Annotated in this window: 15 protein-coding genes and 1 pseudogene; 9 read left to right on the top strand and 7 right to left on the bottom strand. The window is 70.9% G+C overall.

What is annotated here, in order from left to right:
• Nucleotides 1–376 precede the first annotated feature (376 nt).
• A complete protein-coding gene (locus ACZ7L6_RS43050) occupies nucleotides 377–1645 on the bottom strand; it encodes a DUF418 domain-containing protein (RefSeq protein ID WP_471933949.1) in 1269 nt (422 codons plus the stop codon).
• A 213-nt stretch (nucleotides 1646–1858) separates the two neighbouring features.
• On the opposite strand from ACZ7L6_RS43050, the gene ACZ7L6_RS43045 reads away from it, so the two are divergent.
• Together ACZ7L6_RS43045 and ACZ7L6_RS43040 are read left to right on the top strand one after the other, a co-directional pair.
• Nucleotides 1859–2074: a hypothetical protein gene (locus ACZ7L6_RS43045; protein ID WP_471933947.1), complete on the top strand. Its 216-nt coding sequence runs from the start codon at nucleotides 1859–1861 to the stop codon at nucleotides 2072–2074.
• A 75-nt stretch (nucleotides 2075–2149) separates the two neighbouring features.
• Nucleotides 2150–3937: an ABC transporter ATP-binding protein gene (locus ACZ7L6_RS43040; protein ID WP_471933945.1), complete on the top strand. Its 1788-nt coding sequence runs from the start codon at nucleotides 2150–2152 to the stop codon at nucleotides 3935–3937.
• Between the two features lie 273 nt (nucleotides 3938–4210).
• On the opposite strand, the gene ACZ7L6_RS43035 is transcribed toward ACZ7L6_RS43040, so the two are convergent.
• A complete protein-coding gene (locus ACZ7L6_RS43035; RefSeq protein WP_471933973.1) occupies nucleotides 4211–5566 on the bottom strand; it encodes an NAD(P)/FAD-dependent oxidoreductase in 1356 nt (451 codons plus the stop codon).
• A 495-nt stretch (nucleotides 5567–6061) separates the two neighbouring features.
• Between ACZ7L6_RS43035 and ACZ7L6_RS43030 the strand changes: the two genes are divergently transcribed.
• Nucleotides 6062–6832 carry a DeoR/GlpR family DNA-binding transcription regulator gene (locus ACZ7L6_RS43030; RefSeq protein WP_471933943.1) on the top strand — a complete coding sequence of 257 codons (771 nt, stop codon included), beginning with the start codon at nucleotides 6062–6064 and terminating at the stop codon, nucleotides 6830–6832.
• A gap of 264 nt (nucleotides 6833–7096) precedes the next feature.
• Nucleotides 7097–9901 (top strand): AfsR/SARP family transcriptional regulator, encoded by a 2805-nt coding sequence (locus tag ACZ7L6_RS43025; protein WP_471933941.1) that lies wholly within the window; start codon nucleotides 7097–7099, stop codon nucleotides 9899–9901.
• 126 nt (nucleotides 9902–10027) lie between these two features.
• On the opposite strand, the gene ACZ7L6_RS43020 is transcribed toward ACZ7L6_RS43025, so the two are convergent.
• On the bottom strand, nucleotides 10028–10366 hold the full coding sequence (locus ACZ7L6_RS43020) for a hypothetical protein (protein WP_471933939.1): 339 nt from the start codon (nucleotides 10364–10366) through the stop codon (nucleotides 10028–10030).
• Between the two features lie 144 nt (nucleotides 10367–10510).
• Between ACZ7L6_RS43020 and ACZ7L6_RS43015 the strand changes: the two genes are divergently transcribed.
• Together ACZ7L6_RS43015 and ACZ7L6_RS43010 are read left to right on the top strand one after the other, a co-directional pair.
• A complete protein-coding gene (locus ACZ7L6_RS43015; RefSeq protein ID WP_471933937.1) occupies nucleotides 10511–10906 on the top strand; it encodes a squalene/phytoene synthase family protein in 396 nt (131 codons plus the stop codon).
• 695 nt (nucleotides 10907–11601) lie between these two features.
• Entirely contained in the window at nucleotides 11602–12045 is a 444-nt protein-coding gene (locus ACZ7L6_RS43010) for a hypothetical protein (protein WP_471933935.1), read from the top strand.
• A gap of 391 nt (nucleotides 12046–12436) precedes the next feature.
• On the opposite strand, the gene ACZ7L6_RS43005 is transcribed toward ACZ7L6_RS43010, so the two are convergent.
• From ACZ7L6_RS43005 to ACZ7L6_RS42990, 4 genes and pseudogenes are all read right to left on the bottom strand, one after another.
• The gene (locus ACZ7L6_RS43005) at nucleotides 12437–13267 is read right to left on the bottom strand and encodes a rod shape-determining protein (protein WP_471933933.1); all 831 of its coding nucleotides are present in this window, start codon (nucleotides 13265–13267) and stop codon (nucleotides 12437–12439) included.
• Between the two features lie 306 nt (nucleotides 13268–13573).
• Nucleotides 13574–15827 (bottom strand): annotated as a pseudogene (gene secD, locus ACZ7L6_RS43000) (protein translocase subunit SecD).
• Between the two features lie 553 nt (nucleotides 15828–16380).
• A complete protein-coding gene (locus ACZ7L6_RS42995) occupies nucleotides 16381–17064 on the bottom strand; it encodes a response regulator (protein WP_471933931.1) in 684 nt (227 codons plus the stop codon).
• Between the two features lie 2 nt (nucleotides 17065–17066).
• Nucleotides 17067–18020, bottom strand: coding sequence for a sensor histidine kinase (locus ACZ7L6_RS42990; RefSeq protein WP_471933929.1), 954 nt, complete (start codon nucleotides 18018–18020; stop codon nucleotides 17067–17069).
• 352 nt (nucleotides 18021–18372) lie between these two features.
• Here ACZ7L6_RS42990 and ACZ7L6_RS42985 point away from each other — a divergent pair, with 352 nt between their 5' ends.
• The 3 genes from ACZ7L6_RS42985 to ACZ7L6_RS42975 are packed head-to-tail and all read left to right on the top strand — an operon-like array spanning nucleotide 18373 to nucleotide 19920.
• The gene (locus tag ACZ7L6_RS42985) at nucleotides 18373–18684 is read left to right on the top strand and encodes a TraR/DksA C4-type zinc finger protein (RefSeq protein ID WP_471933927.1); all 312 of its coding nucleotides are present in this window, start codon (nucleotides 18373–18375) and stop codon (nucleotides 18682–18684) included.
• Nucleotides 18685–18730: 46 nt separating this feature from the next.
• The gene (locus ACZ7L6_RS42980; protein WP_471933925.1) at nucleotides 18731–19105 is read left to right on the top strand and encodes a TraR/DksA family transcriptional regulator; all 375 of its coding nucleotides are present in this window, start codon (nucleotides 18731–18733) and stop codon (nucleotides 19103–19105) included.
• Nucleotides 19102–19920 carry a rod shape-determining protein gene (locus ACZ7L6_RS42975; RefSeq protein ID WP_471933923.1) on the top strand — a complete coding sequence of 273 codons (819 nt, stop codon included), beginning with the start codon at nucleotides 19102–19104 and terminating at the stop codon, nucleotides 19918–19920. The genes ACZ7L6_RS42980 and ACZ7L6_RS42975 overlap by 4 nt, the downstream gene beginning before the upstream one ends.
• Nucleotides 19921–20011: the final 91 nt, after the last annotated feature.

Below are 20011 nucleotides of genomic sequence, written 5' to 3'. Positions count from 1 at the left end.
AGGTGGGCAGAGCGGACGGTGCGGGCTTGTCAGTTGAAGCGCTTCGACGCGGAAGCCGGAGGGCATCTCGTACGCGGAGACGCCCCGCCCGCACGGCAGGGCCGTCGGTACAGCCGTCCGACCGCGCTCAACGAGATCGAGCGGCGCGGCTGGACCGCGGCGATCAGCGCCGCTGTGGCCGGTGCAGGTCTGGGGCCGCGGCGTGTTACTGCGGCCTACGCCAGCGCGCCGCCTGAGGATCTGCCCCAAATCCACGGTGAGTGGCGGTAGTTGGGTCGTCGTCTGCTTCGGCCGGCGGGAAGTCGGGGTGGGCTGAGCCGGTTGCAAGCGGTACAGGCCGGGGTGGAGCGTGGAGGCGCCCCACCCCGGCCGGGTCTCATCGGAGGTACTTCGCCGGCTTGGTGGCGGCGTTGAGCAGGTACTCCAGGGGGCCTCGGCGGAAGAAGCGGGACCAGATCGCGGCGAACACGATCGCCCCGAGGATGAACATGAGCAGGGGCACCCAGGACTGCTGGGTGCTGGTCCCGGCGGGCACGGACAGCGCGGACTGCGCGAGGAAGTGGCCGACGTAGGCGGTCAGGGACATGGTGCCCACGGCGATGACCGGTTTGGCCAGGCGGCGCAGTCGCGGCAGGTGGTCCATCGCCACCGTCGCGCCCACGATCACGAGGATCGCGACTCCGATGCTGCCGATGATGTCGAACGTGGTGCCGCTGTGCGGCCCGGCCGTCAGGAGATACGACGCCGGCATATCGGGGAACGACCCGCCGTCGAGGGGTACCGACCCACTGTCCAGGGGCATCGAACCGGAGCCGCCGGACGACGACCCGTCTTCCGCGAGGCTCCGCAACGCGCCCTTGCCGGCGAGCAGCAAGGACATGCCGTACGCGGCCACGGTGAGGGCGGCACCGAGCGCTGCCAGGCGCCGCTGGACTGTGCCGGAGGACAGGTCGAGGCGGCCCAGCGCCATGCCCGCGATCACGAACGACATCCACGTGAGCGCCGGGTAGAAGCCGGTGAGCAGCAGATCGAGCACTCCCACCTCGCTGAGGCGGCGGAGCGGGTCGTAGGCGTTGATGGTCTCCTGGACCGACGGAGTCAGCAGCGCGTTCAGGGCGAACGCCAGCTGTGGTGTGACGAGGGCGAACGCGGCCGCGATGATCGCCAGTGTCTTGACGCTCAGTCGCACCAGGGGCAGGGCCAGCAGGAAGTAGACACCGTAGAAGCCGAGGATGATCACTCCCCCGTACTCCATCGCCATCACGGTGCCCAGCGCCAGCAGGACCACGGCGCGGATCGCGATCCGCGCCTTCGCCTGCCGACCGGCCAGGCCGGTCTTGGGCTCGCGGCGGCCGGCGAGCAGCATCAGTGAGAACCCGGCGAGAGTGGCGAACAGGACCGACGAGTGGCCGTCCGATATGTAACGGATCCAGCTGGCGACGCCGCTTGTGGCCGACAGCGGGGGGCCGATGTGCACCACGTACATGCCGAACACCGCCAGCGTGCGGGCCAGATCCACCCCGACCAGGCGTCCCATCGAGGGGCCGGGCGAGGCCGGCACGGCGGACTCGGGGGAGGTTCGGGGCGGGGGAGGCGAGTTCTCCTGCGGAGCTGACGTCTCCTGCGGCGGCTGTGTCTGTGTCATACGGAGAATCTCGCGTGGACGTCAGGAGGCGGCCTATCCGGCAGTCTTCGGTAACGCCCCGCCGGTCGGCGGGGGCCGCCCTGCCGACCGGCGGAGTCTCGTCTCCGGCCCGTTCCGCTGCGACCGGACGGCGGTCTTCTTCAGCCACTCGGCGGGGGTGGACCCGACAGTTGCCGGATGGGCACGGGGCGGACGGGCTTCCAGGCTGGCGGCATGACACACCGTGCGCGATGCAACGAGCGCGAGGACTTCCTCGGAACATCGGCCGACGTACCGGGCCGTGACGCCGTCCCTGGCAGGGGCGAGTTTCTGGAATTCCTCGGTCTGACGCTGGCGGCGGGCGCCTTCGTCCTGTTCGTCGTCCGTCCTGAGGTCTCCGAAGCGTTGGTGCACACCCTCACCACGAGGACAGCCGCATTCGCTCCCTGAGCCGGCGCCTGCTCACGCCCTGGTGCGCCGGACCGCTGATGCAGCGCACGGCAGACTGCAGAAGAAAGGAACTTCGTGAACACCGCATCCGCCCCGACGACGGATGAAACGTCCCTGTCCACCCGGAAAACGGTCAAGGCACTGTGCGCGTACGTCCGACCGCACCGGTGGGCCGTCGCCCTCGGTCTCCTGTGCGCCCTGGTCGGGGCCGCAGGAGGACTGCTGCAGCCGCTGGCCACCAAGGCACTCGTGGACCGGCTCGCGACAGGTGAGACCATCGCCGGGATCCTCATCGCGCTCACCGGGCTGGTGCTGCTGGGCACGGCGGTCGAGGCGTTCGGCGCGTATGTGCTGGAGCGGACGGCGGAGTCGGTGGTGCTGGCCGCGCGGCGCACCCTGGTGGGACGGTTGCTGCGGCTGCGGATCGCGGAGTGGGAGCGGATCCCGCCGGGCGATCTGATGTCCCGGGTCACCTCGGACACGACGCTGCTGCGGGCGGCCAGTACCCAGGCGGTCGTCTCCGCCGCCACCGGCGCGGTGGCCTTCGTGGCGGCGATCGTGATGATGGCGTACCTGGACGTCGTGCTGCTGGGTGTGACGCTCGGGGTAGTGGTGCTGATCGGCGGGGCCGTCGCCCTGGTGATGCCGAGGATCGGCCTCGCCACCGAGCGGGCGCAGGAGGCGGTCGGGGAGATCTCCATCGCGTTGGAGCGGGTCTTCGGAGCGTTTCGCACGGTGAAGGCATCCGGCGCCGAGGAGCGGGAGACCGCCCGGGTGGAGGCGGCGGCACAGCGGGCGTGGCGGCACGGCGTGAAGAGCGCGAAGTGGGAGTCCGTGGCGGGCTCCGCCGACGAACTCGCCGTGCAATTGGCCTTCCTCGCCGTGCTCGCGGTCGGCGGGGCGCGCGTGGCCGCCGGGGAGATCCCCGTGTTCACCCTCATCGCCTTCCTGCTGTACCTCTTCTACCTGATCGAGCCGGTGTCCAAGCTGATCGATGCCGTGACCTCCTATCAGGAGGGGGCTGCCGCGATCTCCCGGATCGCGCAGGTGGAACACCTGTCCACGGAACCGCCCGCCCGCCAGGAGGGCGCCGAGCCCCGGCAGGAGACAGCAAGGTCGCGTCCGGCGTCGGTCCGCTTCGAGGACGTGTCCTTCCGCTACCGTCCGGGCCTGCCGTACACCCACCAGCAGGTGAGCTTCGAGGTACCGCGCACCGGGATGACCGCCTTCGTGGGCCCCTCGGGCGCGGGCAAGTCGACGGTGTTCGCGCTCATCGAGCGGTTCTACGAGGCCACCGGTGGCCGGGTCCTGGTCGACGGCAAGGACGTACGGGACTGGTCACTGCCCCAACTGCGGTCCGCCATCGGGTACGTGGAGCAGGACGCGCCCGTGCTGGCCGGCACGCTGAGGGAGAACCTGGTCTTCGCGGCGCCCGGCGCGACGGACGACGAAATCCGCGACGTCCTGGCCCGGACGAAGCTCGACACCCTCCTCGAGCGCCTGCCTCACGGCCTGGACACCCCCGTCGGACACCGCGGTTCGAAGCTGTCGGGCGGCGAGCGGCAGCGCATCGCCATCGCCCGCGCCCTGCTGCGGCGGCCCCGGCTGTTGCTCCTGGACGAGGCGACCTCGCAGCTCGACGCGGTCAACGAACTGGCGCTGCGGGACGTCATCACGGAGCTGGCCCGCGAGACCACCGTACTGGTGGTGGCCCACCGCCTGTCGACGGTGACAGGCGCCGACCGGATCGTCGTGATGGACGTCGGCCGGGTTCGGTCGGTGGGCACGCATGAGGAGCTGATGGCCCAGGACCGGCTGTATGCGCAGTTGGCGGCAACCCAGCTCCTGGCTCCCGCGCGATGACCCGCCACGCGCGGGGTTGTCCGGTCCTCCACTGCCCCGTGCCCGGCCGGACGACCGCAGGCACCGCCACCCACGGACACCGAGACCGCGAAAAGCCCTGTATGCACACTGAGTCCGCCATCCTTCGCAGACGTGCGGTGTGGAGCTGGCCGGCGCAGCCGACTGCGTTGTTCGGCGGCGTGTACGGGTTCCTGTGGACCGCGCAGTACCCGGCGCGGACGTGCACGAACAGCTGGACGATCTCGACGTGGCCCCCCGCGCGGGCGGCTTCCCTCAGGCCTCCGGTTCCTCCGGTGTCGTCGGCGGCTCGGCAGGGGTCGGCGCGGGCGGGTGGAAGAGCACGGCTCGGGCCACGGGCGGGGCGAAGAGGGCGGTGACGGGCGCGGAGAGGGTCAGTACGGAGCGGAAGGCGCCGCCCACGACGGGGTCGCCGGGGTAGCGCTCCTGGACGCGCTGCAGGTACCAGTCGGCGAAGCGGTCCGCGGGCCCGCCGTTGACCGCGTTGCCGACCGCGCCCGGCATCTTGCGGTCCGCTCCGGCCGAGATGTCCCACGCCTGCCGGGACGCAGCGAGCAGGGCGCGCTGCACGCGCCGCGTCGTGGGGATCCGGCTCGGATCCGCGAGTGCGTCGCGCAGCGCGACCGCGCTCATCGCCGCGATGGCCATGCCCTGCCCGTAGATCGGGTTGAACGTGCACAGGGCATCACCGGTGGCGAGGAATCCGGCCGGGCTGCGGCCGGGCAGGTCGTAGCGACGGCGGACATTGGCGGTCCGCCGGTAGCCGAACGCCGGTGAGAGCGGTTCCGCCTCCTCCAGCCACTGGTGCAGGAGCGGATGCGGCAGTCTCTTGGTGTACGTCACGAACTCGTCGTCGCCCGTGGGTGGTTCGTCGCCGCGAAGGCCCGAGACGATGACCAGATGGCTGCCGTCCTCCAGCGGCAGCGCGCCGCCTGCGTGGACCTGGTCGGGGCTCGGGTAGACGTAGTAGCCGAGGGTGTCGCCGTCGAGGACGCCGCTTTTGCCGCGGTAGACGCGCGAGGCGTACGCAAGCCCCGTGTCGATGGTCTCCTCGTGCGGGGCGTCGGCCCCGATCGCCGTGAGCCACTGCGGAGCCTTCGTGCCGCTGCCGGAGGCGTCGACGACCAGGTCGGCCTCCAGGGCCCGCTCCTCTCCGCGGGCGTCGCCGGAGCGGTCCCGCAGCAGCACGCCCCGCACGCGCGAGGCGTCACCGAGGAGCCCTACGACATCTGTTCCCTCCACCGCACTGATCACAGGGTTGGCCAGAACCCGCCGCCGCACCAGTTCCTCGAGCTGCGCGCGTGAGCCGGTGTAGATGTGCGTCGTCGCGGGCAGCCGGCGCAGCCAGCGACCGCTCTGCCACAGCACCATGTCCGCCGGCATGCCCACCTGCGGCGCCCCAGCCGCCCGCAGCTCCGCCACGAAGCCCGGCAGCAGCGACTCCATGGCCACCTGTCCGCCCTCCAGCAGCACATGCGGATGCCTGCCCTGCGGCACCCCGGGTCGTGGACTCGTCCCGTCCGGGAACCGGTCGCGCTCCACGACGGTCACCCGATCGGCGTGCCCGGCGAGAACGTGCGCGGCGAGCAACCCCGCGAGGCTCCCGCCCACGACGACCGCATGCCGCCCGCTCCGGCCACCGCGCACGCCCCAACCGCCCGTCTTCTCAGCAGAGTTCACCCGACCGCTCCCCTGATCGTCACATCACGACAAGGCACCAGTATCCGGCTCCCCAGGACAGGTTGACCTCGTTCCCGCCCTTTTGCGCGCGCCTCCCCGAGACATCCACCCGCCATCGGCCGTCCGTGCGCTGTGCAGCTCACGCCCATCGGCAGTCTTGTCACCCGGCACAGAGATCAGGATGGAGCAGACCGCCGCTGTTGGGCTCTCCGAAAATGGCCTGCTCAACATTTCGGGGTAGCTGCGCGGCGATCGCAAGAGGGCGCCCGGGAGGGGCGGAGGACTTGCAAAGCCGCAGCCGCAGACAGCCGTAGACCTGCCGCTCGGCCGCCATGAGCAGTTCTTTGCAATGGACGCACAAGAGTCGTCAACTGCGGCCAGGAGTCGGCAGGTTGCGTCGGCGGGCGCCGTGTAGTGTCCGGTTGCGTGCTGGCTGAACGACGACACCAACTCATCCTGCAGGCCCTGCGCTCGGGCGGCACCGCGTCCGTGACCGACCTCGCCGAGCAGCTCGATGCCAGTGCGGCGACCATCCGCCGTGACCTCCTCAAGCTCGAGGCGGACGGGCTGCTCACCCGGGTGCACGGCGGAGCGGTCATCGAAGAGGATCAGCCGCTTTTCGACGAGGCCGCCGCGGTCCGGGTGAGCGAGAAGGACGCGATTGCCGCCCGAGCGGCCACGATGATCGAGGACGGCCAGTCGGTCATTCTCGACAGCGGCACAACCGTGCACCGACTGGCGCTTCGACTGCGCGGCCGCCGGCTCACTGTGATCACCAACAATCTCGCGGTGTACGACGAACTCAATGCCGACGACAACATCGACCTGATGCTGCTCGGGGGCATGGTCATCCGCGAGTCACGCATGCTGGACGGTTTCATGGCAGAGGACAACCTCCGCCAAGTCCACGCCGACTGGCTGTTCATGGGTGCGTGTGGCCTTCGCCCCGGGGGCCAGGTCATGGACACCACCGTGGCTGAGGTGCCCGCCAGGCGCGCCATGATCGCCGCCGGCGACAAGGTGGTGCTGCTGGCCGACAGGAGCAAGTTCCCGGGAACGGGCATGGTGAAGATCTGCGGCCCGGAGGATCTGGATGCGCTCATCACCAACGCGCCGGAAGACAACGCGACCTGCACAGCCTTGCGGGAGGCCGGTGTGAGGGTGATACAGACAGCCACGTCCCCAGCAGACGGCTGACGCAGCGACCTGTAGTGCTGCACGGCTTCCGACGCCTCAGGGCGGCCCACCTGCGGGTCGACCACCGGGCTCTGACAAGACCAGCACAAAGCGCCCCGCCGGACGAACCACACCCATGCGGGCGTGCACAGCTCATTGCCAAGACACGCCAGGTGCCCCCGCTCTCTTTCGGTCAACCAACCACAAACCAAGGGCGGTTGCCGGGCCGCCGCGTCACAGTGGGCTGAAACGATCACCAGAGGGCGGCGTTCGGAACGGGATACGGTGAGGACACAGTTCGCGGTACTCGGCGAGATCGAAGCGCACGTCGACGGCAGGCCGGTCGACCTCGGGCATCTGCGGCAGCGGTCCGTGCTGGCCGTACTGCTCGTGGACGCGAACAACACCGTCTCGATCGACCGGCTCGGCGACCGGGTCTGGGGCGACCGGCCGCCTCAACGCTGGCGCCCCACGCTCTACAGCTACATCTCCCGCCTGCGCCAGGTGCTGGAGCCGGCGGGCGACGGTGAAGTCCGTATCCGCCGGGAACCCGGCGGCTACCAACTCGCCGGTGATACGTCAGCGGTGGACCTGCACCGGTTCCGCAGTCTCGTCGCTCAGGCCCGCCGCACACAGGACGACGACCACGCGGCCGCCCTGCTCGACGAAGCCCTCCGACTGTGGCGCGGACCCGCATTCGGCACCCTGGAAACACCCTGGTTCGCCTCACTGCGCGAGACCCTCCACCACGAGCGGTTCAGCGCCGAACTCGACCGCAACGACATCGCCTTACGCCACGGCCGCCACGCACACATACTCGCCGACCTCACCGCACACGCCGCGGCACACCCTCTCGACGAGCGCCTGGCGGGCCAACTCATGCTCGCCCTGCACCACTGCGGCCGCCCGGCAGACGCGCTGCGGCACTACCAGCACACACGCCGAACTCTCGCCGAAGAGCTGGGCATCGATCCGGGCCTGCCGCTGCAGCAGCTGCATGAACGGATCCTTGCCGCCGACGCGTCCCTCGCCGTCCCGGGCCGCCCGTCCGCCGCCGCCTCCTCTTCCCCGGTGCCGCGTCAGCTGCCGGCCCCTCCCGCTCTGTTCACAGGGCGCGACGAGGAGTTGGAGCAGCTCACCAAGTCGCTCGCGGACGGGCCGGACGGCACCGTGGCGATCACGGTGATCTGCGGGCCGGGAGGAGTCGGCAAGAGCTGGTTGGCCGCTCAGTGGGCCAACCGGAACATGCAGCGCTTTCCTGACGGTCAGCTGTACGTCAACCTGCACGGCTTCGACCCCCGTACGCCACCCTTGCCCTCGCACGTGGCCCTGCGGGGGTTTCTGGAGGCGTTGGGTGTTGCCCGCGGCCGCGTCCCCACGGACCTCGGGGCCCAGTCCGCCCTGTACCGGAGCCTGCTGGCGGACCGGCGAATGGTGATCCTCCTGGACGATGTCCGCGACGCCGACCAGGTCCGCCCGCTGCTGCCCGGCAGTCCGTCCTGCAGCGTTCTTGTGACCAGCCGCAACCGTTTGACCGCGCTGATCGCCGCGCACGGCGCCCGACTCCTGCCGTTGGACGTCCTCAGTCCGGCGGAGGCACACGCCCTGCTCGCCGGGCGCCTGGGTGCGGAGCGCACCTCTGCCGAACCCGAAGCCGTTGCCGACCTGGTGGAGCACTGCGCCGGCCTGCCGCTGGCCCTCGGCATCGTGGCCGCCCGCGCCGCCATGCACCCCGACTTCCGGCTCGCCGTCCTCGCCGAGGATCTCGTCCGGGCCGCCGACCGCCTCACCGCACTCGACCCCGGTGACCTGACGGTGAACGTACGCGCCGTCTTCGCTGCCTCCCACCGCGCCCTCACCCCTTCGGCCGGCCGCCTGTTCTCCTTGCTGGGCCTGGCGCAAGGGCCGGACATCGGCCTCGCGGCAGCCGCGGGCCTGGCAGGGCTCCCCCAGGCTCAGACCCGCGTGCTGCTGGCGGAGCTGGAGAGCGCGCACATCCTGCGGCAGCACCGTCCGGGGCGGTACCGGATGCACGACCTCGTCCGCCTGTACGCCGCCGAGCTCGCCGACGGCATCCCCTCCCAGGAGGCCGTAGCCGCCCAGGTCCGGCTGCTGGACCACTACCTGCACAGCGCGTTCGCCGCCAACCTGCTGCTGGACGGGCCGTATACACCCTTCCGGCCCGAACCGGACGCTCCTGCCACCGACAGCCGCCCCGTCGCCCCGGAGGACACCGCGGCGGCCCTCCAGTGGTTCCATGATGAGCACGAGTGCCTGCTGGCCGCCCAGTCGCAGGCAGCGGCGCTCGGGCGCCACCGAGTCGTGTGGCAGTTGGCCTGGACACTCATCTCGTATCACCTGGGCGGGCACCGTCTGCAGGAGTACGTCACGGTGTGGCAGGCCGCCCTGACCGCGGCCGAGCACGACGGCGACCACCCCACTGCCAAGACCCTGGCGCACTGGCGCCTGGGATTCGCGAGCGCCCGCGCCGGTGACCACGCACAGGCGCTCGACCATCTGCGCCATGCCCTCACCCTGGCCGAGCGCACCGGCGACATCGCCGGTCAGGCCCACATCTACCGCACCCTGGGACGGGTCTGGGAAGAGCAGGGAGACAACGCGCGCGCCCTCGACCACGCGACGCACGCTCTGCGCCTGTACCAGGAGGTGAACCATCCTCTCTGGCTGGCGAACCAGCTCAACGCGGTCGGCTGGATGCACGCGCAGCTGGGGCTCTACGCGGAAGCCCGCACCCACTGCGAGCAGGCCCTCGCCCTCTTCCGCGCGGAGGGCCTCCCGGCCCACGGCGCGTCCACCTTGGACAGCCTGGGCTACATCGCCCACCACACCGGCCGCTACCGAGACGCCCTGGACCACTACGGCCAGGCCCTGGAGCTGTTCCGCGACGTCGGGGACACCGCCAACGAGGCCGACACCCTTGCCAACGCCGGTGAAACCCATCGGGCCCTTCACCGTTACGCCGACGCGCGCCATGCCTGGCAGCGGGCTCTGGAGCTGTACCGGTCCCAGAACCGCACCGCCGAGGCCGAAGGCTTGCGCGAACGTCTGGAGACGCTGCGAGACGAGTAGACGACGGACGTACGCGCGGGCCCAGGGGTCCCCGTCAGGACGCCCAGGGGTACCGGGCTGGGCTTCCCCCGCCCCCGTCCCGGCACCCCTGCTTCCCCCTCCCCCGATCCGAGCCCCCGTGGCCGGTCAGAACCAGCCGCTGCAGCCGCTGTTGCAGACCCGGACGTGGAACTTGGCGACGTCGCTGAAGCCTCCGCTGGTGCTTCCGCCGCGCGAGGTGACGGTCTGCACATTGCCGTCGTAGTAGATCTGCGCGTACACGCTCGAGGAGGCCCGGCTCACCGAGAAGTCGCCGTAGTACAGCCCGCCGCCCTGCGAGTAGTAGTGCTTGCACACGTAGGCGGAGCCGCCTCCGGGTGCGCTCATGGTCTTGCAGCCGCCGGCTGCGTTGGCCGTACCCGGCGTGGCCATGAGACCGACGGCCGCGGCACCGGCGGCCAGCAGCACGGAAAGCGTTCGCTTCATGAGGTTTCCCTTCTCGACGCTCGTTGCACGAGGTGGGCGAGGGCCGTGCGCCTTCGCCGGAAACCACAGTGGGGGCCGGGCCGTGGGGAAACCTTGCACCAATCTTGAATCGGCTGGTGGGCGGCCTTCCGGGCCGCGTGCCGGGTGTTCATCGAGGGCAGCCAGCGGCTGGACTTCGTCAACGACCTCGCCGAGGATCTGGCCGAAGGGCGGTTGGGCATTCCTGCCCAGACGCTGGAACGCTTCTCGGTGACGGAGAAGGACCTCGTGGAGGGGCGGGTATCCCCGGGCGTGCGGGAGCTGGTAGAGCGTCAAATCGAGACGGCACGCGTCTGCTTGCTGGAGGCCAAGAAGCTGCCGGCCCTGACCGCGAACCCCAACGGGGTGTTCATGCAGGCGGTCGTCGAGATCGAGTTGTTGACCGCAGATGCGGCACTCGCGCATGGCGACCGGTTGCTGCGGGAGTCCGTATCACCGTCCGTAATGGGCTCGCTGCGAATACTGCTGCGCGCTCGTCGGCGGGCCCGCAAACAGCGCTGAACCGTCTAGGCGGGCAGCTGGTGGGAACGGCTACGGACGCGTGGATCAGCGGGCCGGTGCTGCCTCGGCGAGCGCCGGGGCGGTCGACCAGCCACCCGGCTCATTCTCCATCGCGCTCATCGCCCGCGGCTTGGAACCCACCCTGGCCCGACGTACGCGACCCTCCGAGAAGGAGATCACGGACCCTCTGAGTGGACCGCGCACCTCACGAGCGGGCGGCCCCAAGACGCTACGCATCAGCTCGTCGGTCCGTTCGCTGCCATCCGCGCGACACCGCTCCAGACCGCCGACCGCGCCATATGGCTCATCTGCGATCTGGAGCGGAACCGACGCCGCTTCGAGACTTGGCCGGTGGACTCTGCGCTCTGGGTCGCCGTCCTTACCGGCGGAACTGCTGTTCTCGAAAGTTGGATGACAAGCCGAGGGACTGCCCGCGCTGCCCGCATCCAGGTCGAAGCCTCCTCGCGAGCGCAACAGCTCGACCACGTACCTGAATTGCGCCGCGCGGCCTACGCCGATGTGATCCAATACGCACAGGAAACAGCAGAACTTCACTTCCAGGTGAAGGGTGCGCTCACGGACCCGACGAGCAGCTGGTGCAGCGCATCAAGAGACTCCGCTGCGAGTTGCGTGTGGCCCTCAACGACCGGCACGCCCCGTCTTCAGCACCGGAAGGACCGGAGGGAAGCGACGGCATGACCGAGTGGGTGTCCCTCAGCAGCGGGGCGCGCCCCGTCCCGCAGCCCGTCGCCACGCCGCTGGTGTGGGCCACGGCCCTCGGCGGGGCAACTGCGCTGGTGGCACTCGTCAACACCGTCGCCGGCCCAGGCAGCCCCGGGATCGCCCTGACCGTCCTGTCACTGCTGGCCGCCCTGCTGGGGTTCTGCGCGCGCTTTGCCGCCGCCCCGGGCACGGCGTTGCTGTGCTGGCTGTTTCTCAACGGCTTCGCCATCCCGCCCGCGGGGGTCCTGACCTGGGCCGGGCACCGCGACACCTTCTGGCTCGGCTGCCTCCTCACCGCCGCCCTCATCGGCACGACATCGGCCCGTCTGATCCACGCCCGCGCCGCCTACCGCCGCCTCACCACGGAAGCCGACCCCACGGCCACGGAGGCGGACGGAGGACCGCACAGCTCCTGACCAGCACACGGCACCGGCCACACAACGCAGTGGAAGTGCGGTCGCCCGGGCGAGATCGCCGAAGCCACCGCAGGCGGTCTCGTCAGCGGCTCCCACTCCGTGACCGACGGCACCATAGTCGTGACCGCACAGTGATGCGTCGCGAGCTCATGCCCCCCGAGGAAGTCCGCAGCCTGCGACGCCTGCACGGCATCCAGGACCACCCGCGTACATCTGGCCCACCTCGAATCCAACGCAGAGTACTGACTGCTAAAAACGGCGAGTCGGAACCGCCCCAGCGGCCCTCCAACCCACTGATGCGCCGCTGGTAGCCCTCGTTCCGCCCCTCGGTCGTCCCGGTGTGTGCGTGGCTGTGGCAATGCGCTGCTGTCGTACGGGGAATGGGCCGGTGTCAGGCGTAGGGGGCGAGGGGGGATACGGACAGTGCAGGGTGGTGCTGAGCGGAGCGCGCGGCGTGGGCTGCTCCACGTACGGCGGCGGTGTGTGGTCGGGGTACCGGCTGGACGGGGCTGTGCAGGCGTGCGGCCAGCTGGTGGGTGAGTTCGGGGTGCAGGGCGCCGCCGCCGGCGATCAGGGGGCCGCGGTCGAGAGCGTCGACGAGTTGCGGCTGGGGGTGGTCGCGCAGCATTTTGGTGATCATCGTGGTGACGGCGGTGACCAGTTCGGCGGGGCTGCTGGTCGCAAGGTCGCTGGTGCCCATCGTGCCGCGGCAGGCGGCGGTGACGGTTCCGTCGGTGAGCAGGGCGACTTCACTGAGGTGGGCGCCGATGTCGACGACGAGCAGAGGCTCGGAGAGGTCGGCGCCGGAGTCCAGGGCGATGGCCTTGACGCTGTCGATGGCCAACACGCTGCGGGGTCGCAGGATCTGCAGGGCACCGACGGCGGTGGTGTAGTGGCGGGCGTCGCTGAGGACGGGGGTGGTGAAGACGACGACGGGGCGGGCGCCGACCGGTAGACGGTAGGCGAGCAGCCGGGAGATGAGCATGGTCAAGGCCGCCGGGTCGACGATGGCGCCGCGGTGAATGGGGCAGGCGGTGACCGTGCCGTGGTGGGTGGTGGGCACGTCGAGGACGGTCTCGTGGCCTTGCGTCCAGATACGGGTGCGGGCGCTCCCCAGATCGAGAGCGATGGCGGGGCAGCGGCGCAGGTGCATGCCGACGAGCCGACCGTGAGAGGTGGGCGCGGTGCGCGGTGCGCTTGCCGTGGTGCCGCGCAGGAACATCGTCGGCCTCCTTCGCTGAAAGCTGGGAGCCGAGGGTGAGCGTGTAGGACCCCGTCTGCTCTTGCTCATCCACCGTGGCCGGAGCAGACAGCCGGCGGCCATCGGTCGGCGAACCCATTTCCGGTGGCTCGAAGGGTGCACCGCAGCATGGGCCGACGTGAGCCGCGCCATCTTGAAGGGGCCGGAAGCCGGGCCGGCATGCCGGAGGACAGCGCCGCGTCCGGCATGAGCCCGAAGGTGTAGGGCCCGGTGGCCTCCTGCGCGCCACCGGGCCCGGGCCGTATCAACAGGCGAATCTGCTGTGGGTCAGGGACGGCGGGGTGGGCGGATCCGGTCGCCCCGCCGGTGGAGTTCCACGGCCACCGGAGCAGCGGTGAAGACGGACGAGTACGTGCCGACGGCGAGGCCGATGAGGAGTGCCAGGGCGAAGTCGGTGAGCGAGGACCCGCCGAGCACGGCGAGGGCGGCGAGGATGAATGCGGCGCCCATGCCGGTGTTCACGGTGCGGGGCAGGGTCTGCAGGATCGCCTCGTTGGCGACGCTGGGCAGCGGTGCTTTGGGGGTCTTGCGGGCCAGCTCCCTGACGCGGTCGAAGAGGACCACGGAGTCGTTGACCGAGTAGCCGATGACGGTGAGCAGGGCCGCCAGGAACACCCCGTCGACGGGCTTGCCGAGCCAGGCGAAGACACCGACGAGGATGACCACGTCGTGGGCGAGGGCGATGACCGCAGCGGTACCGAACACCCAGCGGAAGCGCGCGGCGAGGTAGACGAACTGGGCGCCGAGGGCCACGGCGAGCGCGATCAGGGCGCCCTGGCGCAGCTCCTCGCCGAGGCTGGGGCCGATCAGTTCGTCGCGGACCTTGTCCGCCCCGCCGGCGAGGTCGCGTACGGCGCCGGTGACGTCGGCCTCCTCGGCGTTGGTCAGCGGTTCGGTGCGCACCGTCAGGCCGGTGTCGCCGGAGGACTGCACGACGGCGCGAGGGAATCCGGCATCGGTGAGCGCGGTGCGGACCCGGTCTGCGTCGACGGGGGCGGTGGTGGCGTACTCGATGAGGCGGCCACCGGTGAACTCCACGCCCAGGTCGACGCCGCGCACCGCGACGCCCGAGCCGGCCAGGACGAGCACGGCGGCAGAGGTGGCCAGCCAGCGGCGCGGGTGGCGCATCAGCTGGGGGTTGCGGCGGGTGAGGCGGTCGCGGACAGCGCTTGTGGTCGCGATGCCGGTGAGGTGGGGCGGCGGCGCAGGCTGGGCCGGCCCGCTGCGGACTCGGCGAGCACGCGGGTGATGACCAGGGCGCTGAAAATGGAGGCGAGCACGCCGATGCCCAGGGTGACGCCGAAGCCCCGGACGGGCCCTGAGGCGAGGAAGAACAGCAGGGCTGCCGCGATCAGTGTGGTGATGTTGGAGTCGGCGATCGCGCTGAAGGCGTTGCGGAATCCGGCCGCCAGCGCCGAGCGGGGACTGGCGCGGCGTCGGGCCGCGTACTCCTCGCGGGCTCGTTCGAAGACCAGCACGTTGGCGTCCACGGCCATGCCGATCGCCAAGACGAAACCGGCCAGGCCCGGCAGGGTCAGGGTGGCGCCGAGCGCGGCCAGGGCGGCGTAGGAGACGAGGCCGTAGCAGGCCAGGGCGACAGCGGCCAGCACGCCCATCAGCCGATAGATCACGATGATGAACAGCGCGGTCAGCGCCGTGCCGATGACGGCGGCCCAGGCGCTCGCGGTGATGGCCTGCGCCCCGAGGGTCGGGCCGACGGTGCGCTGTTCGACAGTTTCGACGGGCACGGGCAGGGCACCGCCGTTGATGAGCAGGGAGAGTTCGCGGGCTTGTTCCGGGCTGAAGGAGCCCGTGATGTGGGTGGCGCCGTCGCGGATGCCGGTGCCGCAGGCGACGGAGGAGCCGACGTGGGGTGAGGAGATGACCTTCTCGTCGAGGACAACGGCGACCCGCCGCGCCGGGTCAGCTGCCGGTGACAGGCAGCCTCACCGGTCAGCCGGGCCCGTCCCTCGCGGCCGACGCCCTCAAAGCCGACGGTGACGTGCCACCCGGCGCCGCCCTGCTGGTCGAACCGGACGGCGGCCTCCTTGACATGCTCGCCGGTCAGGGCCGCGGCCGCGAGGCGCAGCAGCGTGCCGGACTCGTCGGGCAGGACCCGTTCCCGGGGCCGCTTCGGCAGCGGGCGGGACGTGTCGTCGGCGCTGTCGGCGGTGCCGAGCACCGGGTGGAAGGTGAGCTGCGCGGTACGGCCCAGGACGTCGGCGGCCTTCTTCGGGTTCTGCACACCGGGCAGTTCGACGATGATCCGGTTGTCGCCGGAGCGGACGAGGGTGGGTTCGGCCACGCCGAGCGCGTCGATACGGCCGCGCTGGACCTGAAGGGTGCGGTCGGTGGCCTCGCTGTCGGCGTCGGCGGTGGGGGTGGAGCGGGTCTGAAGCACGATCTGCGTACCACCGCGCAGGTCGAGTCCGAGGCGGACCGGCACGGTGACGGCAATGGACAGGGATACGGCGATCACGGCGAGGGCGAACAGCGCCCTCACACGGGCGGAACGGGTCAAGGAAGCCTCCGGCAGGCGCACCACGACGACCGCGGGAGCGGTCTGGGTGCTTCGAGGAGAGGAAAGGGGGTGGTGTCACGTGCCGGAGGTGTCAGGCGGTGCCCGCCCACGGTCATGGGCTGCGTGAGGATCTGGGGCTGAGGCTTGCCCGGTCTGCGTCGAAAGCCGCGCCAGGCCGGGCGTGGTGACGGTCGGGCCCTGGGCGCGCGTGAGGGGTGGCAACGCGGAGCAGGATGCTCGGAGTGCGGCTCCTGGCGCGTTGCCGCTCGGACGGTGCAGACGGTGTCGCATCCATCGTCGGCGCGCGGCCCGGGTCCCGGTGGTGGCCTGCTGTTGCCGCCACGTCGGCCGTTCGGCCGCCCGACGCTGCGGGCCCGGCGAGGCCGAGCGCGGCCAGTAGCGTCAGGACGACGGCCGTCAGCATCGCGACGCCGGCGGGCCGGACGCTGCTGATGCCGGGGGCGGTGCGCGCGGTGTGGTGCATGCACCGTCCCCCTTTCCGTCCTGGTATGCAGTGCGGGCCGGAACCCCTCGGGTCCCCTCGGCCGGGAGGTCAGGGTTCGATCAGGCCGACGCGAATGGCGTAGCGGGTGAGTTCCAGGCGGTCACGCAGGCCGAGTTTCTGCAGCAGGTTGGCGCGGTGCCGCTGGACGGTCTTGATGCTGATGAACAGCAGGTCGGCGATCTCCTTGGAGGAGTGCCCCTCGGCCACCAGTTTCAGGACCTCTTCCTCGCGGGGGGTGAGGATCTGATCGGGGGTCTCCTCGCCGTGGCGGGCCCGGTCGAGGTAGTTGCGGATCAGCGCGGTGACCGCGCCCGGATACAGGAAGGGCTCGTCACGCATGGCGGCCCGGCAGGCGGCGACCAGGTCCCGGTCGGCGACGGACTTCAGCACATACCCGCTGGCCCCTGCCTTCAGGGCCTGGAAGAAGTACTGCTCGTTGTCGTGCATGGTGAGCATCAGGATCCGCAGGGCCGGCTTGAGGGTGGCCAGTTCGCGGGCGGCCTGCAACCCGGTCAGGCGGGGCATGGCGATGTCGAGCACGGCCAGGTCGACGTCGTGGGTGCGGGCCAGGTCGATGGCCTCGGCGCCGTCACCGGCCTCGGCGACCACTTCGAGGTCCGGTTCCTGGTCCAGGATGAGCCGCACACCGCGGCGGACCAGCGCGTGGTCGTCGGCGAGCAGGATGCGGATCGTGCTCGTTTCCGTCCCGGAGGGCGTGGTCGTTTCAGGCATCGTCAGAGCTGCTTCCTGGAAACGGGAGCGGTGAGCTGGACCCGGGTGCCCGTGCGAGGTGCCGGGGTGATCTCAAGGCTGCCCCCGATGAGCAGGGCCCGCTCGCGCATGCCGCGGATGCCGGCGCCTTCACGGGGGGCCTTGATGCCGGAGCCGTCGTCGGTGACCGTCAGCACCACGCTGTCGTCGGTGTGTCGCAGGGCGACGGTGACCCGCTGGGCGTTCGCGTGGCGGGCGACGTTGGTCAGCGACTCCTGGGCCACGCGGTACAGAACCAGTTCGGTCTCCGGCGCAAGGGCCGGCAGGTCGGCGTCGAAGCGGCGGGTGACCTGCAGCCCGGCGTGGGTGGCGAAGTCCTCGGTGAGCGACGTCAGCGCGCTGACCAGACCGAGGTCGTCCAGCACGCCGGGCCGCAGCCGGCCCACCAGGCGGCGGACCTCGTCCAGACTCCCCCGGGTGATCTCCTGCACCTCCTGGAGCTCCTCGCGCAGCGGCGCGGGTGCGTCGTCCGCGGCGCGTTTGAGTCCCAGCAGGATCGCGGTCATGGTCTGGCCGACCTCGTCGTGGAGTTCTTGTGCGATGCGGCGGCGTTCGGCCTCCTGGGCCAGCAGCGCCCGGGCACTGCTGGTGGCCCTTTCCTGCTCCAGCCGCTCCAGCATGGCGTTGAACGTGCGGATCACCTCGGCGACCTCGCCGCCGCCGGAAGCGGGCAGGCGCTGTCCCGGACGCAGCAGGTCCACCGTGGTCATCAGCTTCGTGAGCCGGTCCAGCGGGGCCAGGCCGAGCCGCAGCAGTGCGGCGTTGGCGACCAGCATCACGGCCAGACCGGCGACCAGGATGATCGCCTCGGTGAGCAGAACCGGCACGGAGACGGTCACCGGAGCCCACAGCAGCAGCGCCGTGGCCGTGCCCAGCACCATCGCGTTGAGGGCGAAGATCCGCCAGAACAAGGACACCGGCCCTGCGCCTCCCCTTCTCGTCTTCACCTCCACTGTGCAGCCCGCCACGTTCATGGTGCCGGGTGCTCCGAGGGAGCCTGCGGCCAGCCTCCCCTGCCACGAGTGCGCCGTCGATGGGACCCAGACCCCATTTCCCGGGAGGCGCACCACCCAGGACGTCGTCACATGGATCCCGTGACCCGGCGTAAATGGGGCCCGCGCCCGATAGGTATTCGCCGCCGGCCCGGCCACCGTTGAAAACACCAGGCCGGCCGGCGGGCGGCCCGGCAACGCCGCCAGGCAGCTCGCCGTCCCTCGCCCCACCGCACCACGCCGCGCGTGCGGTACGTCCTCGAGAAAGGGATTGACCATGTCGCTCGATGTCACCCGGGCCGAACCCCACCCGCACGAGGCGCGACAGCACCTGGAACACGCCCGCAGCTCCCGGCTGGCGCAGCTGCAGGCCCTCAAGGAGACCGGCCGGACCTCGGACGATCACCTGCTGTCCGAGCAGAGGACCGCGATGGAGCGAGCCCTCAAGGAGATCGACGAAGCCTTCACCCGCATCGAGGACGGCACCTACGGAACCTGCCTGGGCTGCGCCAAGCCGATCCCCGCTGAACGGCTGGAGATCCTCCCGTACACCCGCTTCTGCGTCGCCTGCCAACGCCGCGCCACCTGACCACCGCCCGTTTCGATCTCCCGCGCGCTGCCCTCAAAGGGGTGAAGTGGTGAACCACCAGACCATCAGCCAGAGCACGGCACAGCTGTCGGCCGAGGACCTTGCCGCCCTGCGCGAGAACCTGCACGAGCAGCGCCTGTTCCGTCAGGAGCAGCTGCAGCAGCTCGCCGGACCGGTCACCTCCCGCACCGAGGACCGGCTCCAGCAGCAGGCCGCCTCCCAGATCGAGGTCCACATCAAGCTCGCCGCCTCCGCCCGCATGGTCCTCGCCGACGTCGAAGCGGCCCTGAAACGCATGGACGACGGCTCCTACGGCACCTGCCACCTGTGTCGGCGCCCCATCGACCGGGAACGGCTGATGATCGTGCCGCAGGCCCGCTATTGCGCCCGCTGCCAGCAGGTCAAGGAGGCAATCCGGTGACCGGCACGTCCCACCCACACGCCGCCGCACACCGGCCCTGGCCGATGTGCCGGCGCTGCTGCGGCATCGCCCTGGACATGGGAAGCGCCCGCACCCGCGCCTGGATCGCCGGCAAGGGCGTGGTCGTCGACGTGCCCACCGTGACCTTCCCCGGCACCGGCGCGGTGTACCCCGTCCAGCGCGGCACCATCATCGACACCCCGGGGTGCGCCCGGATGCTGCAGCGCCTGCTCGCCAACCGCCTGCCCCGCTTCACCCGCCCCCTGGTCATCGTCACCGCTCCCGTCCTGGACGGCGTCGCATACCGCACCCAGGCCCGTACCGCACTCGACGTACTGCGGCCGCGCAGCGTCCTGACCGTGCCCAGTGCCCGGGCCGTCGCCGTGGCGGCCGGTGCGGACCTGTCCCGTCCCCTGATGGTGGTGGACATCGGCGCCCACCTCACCGAAGTGGTCCTGCTGAGCGACGGCGCCATCACCGACGCACGACGCACCGCCCTGGGCACCAGCGACCTGGACGAAACGACCACACCCGAGCAGGTCGCCGAGACGGTGGCCACGATGCTGACCGCGATGCTCCGCCAGGACCGCACCTCGCTCACCATCGATGCCCTGCACCGCGGCGTCCTCCTGGCCGGTGGAGGCGCCCTGCGTCCCGAGATCACCTATCAGCTCACCGGCCGGCTGCACGTGCCGCTACGCGTGGTCCCAGCCCCGCACACCGCAGCCGTCCGCGGCGCCGCCAAACTCCTACAAGCCGCGCACACCCACCCCTCCACCTCCGGCCCCCTCCCGCCACCTGTCCGCCCCCACTAGGCGGTTTCGTTTGGATCATCTGGTCGTTGGTCCGGGTGTGCCGTTGACTGACGCGCAGTGGGCGCGGATTGAGCCGTTACTGCCGGACCGG

It is taken from the genome of Streptomyces sp. NPDC107522 (genome assembly GCF_055657525.1).
The sequence above is the reverse complement of the archived record's forward strand: the minus strand, read 5'-3'. Positions and strand labels throughout refer to the sequence as shown.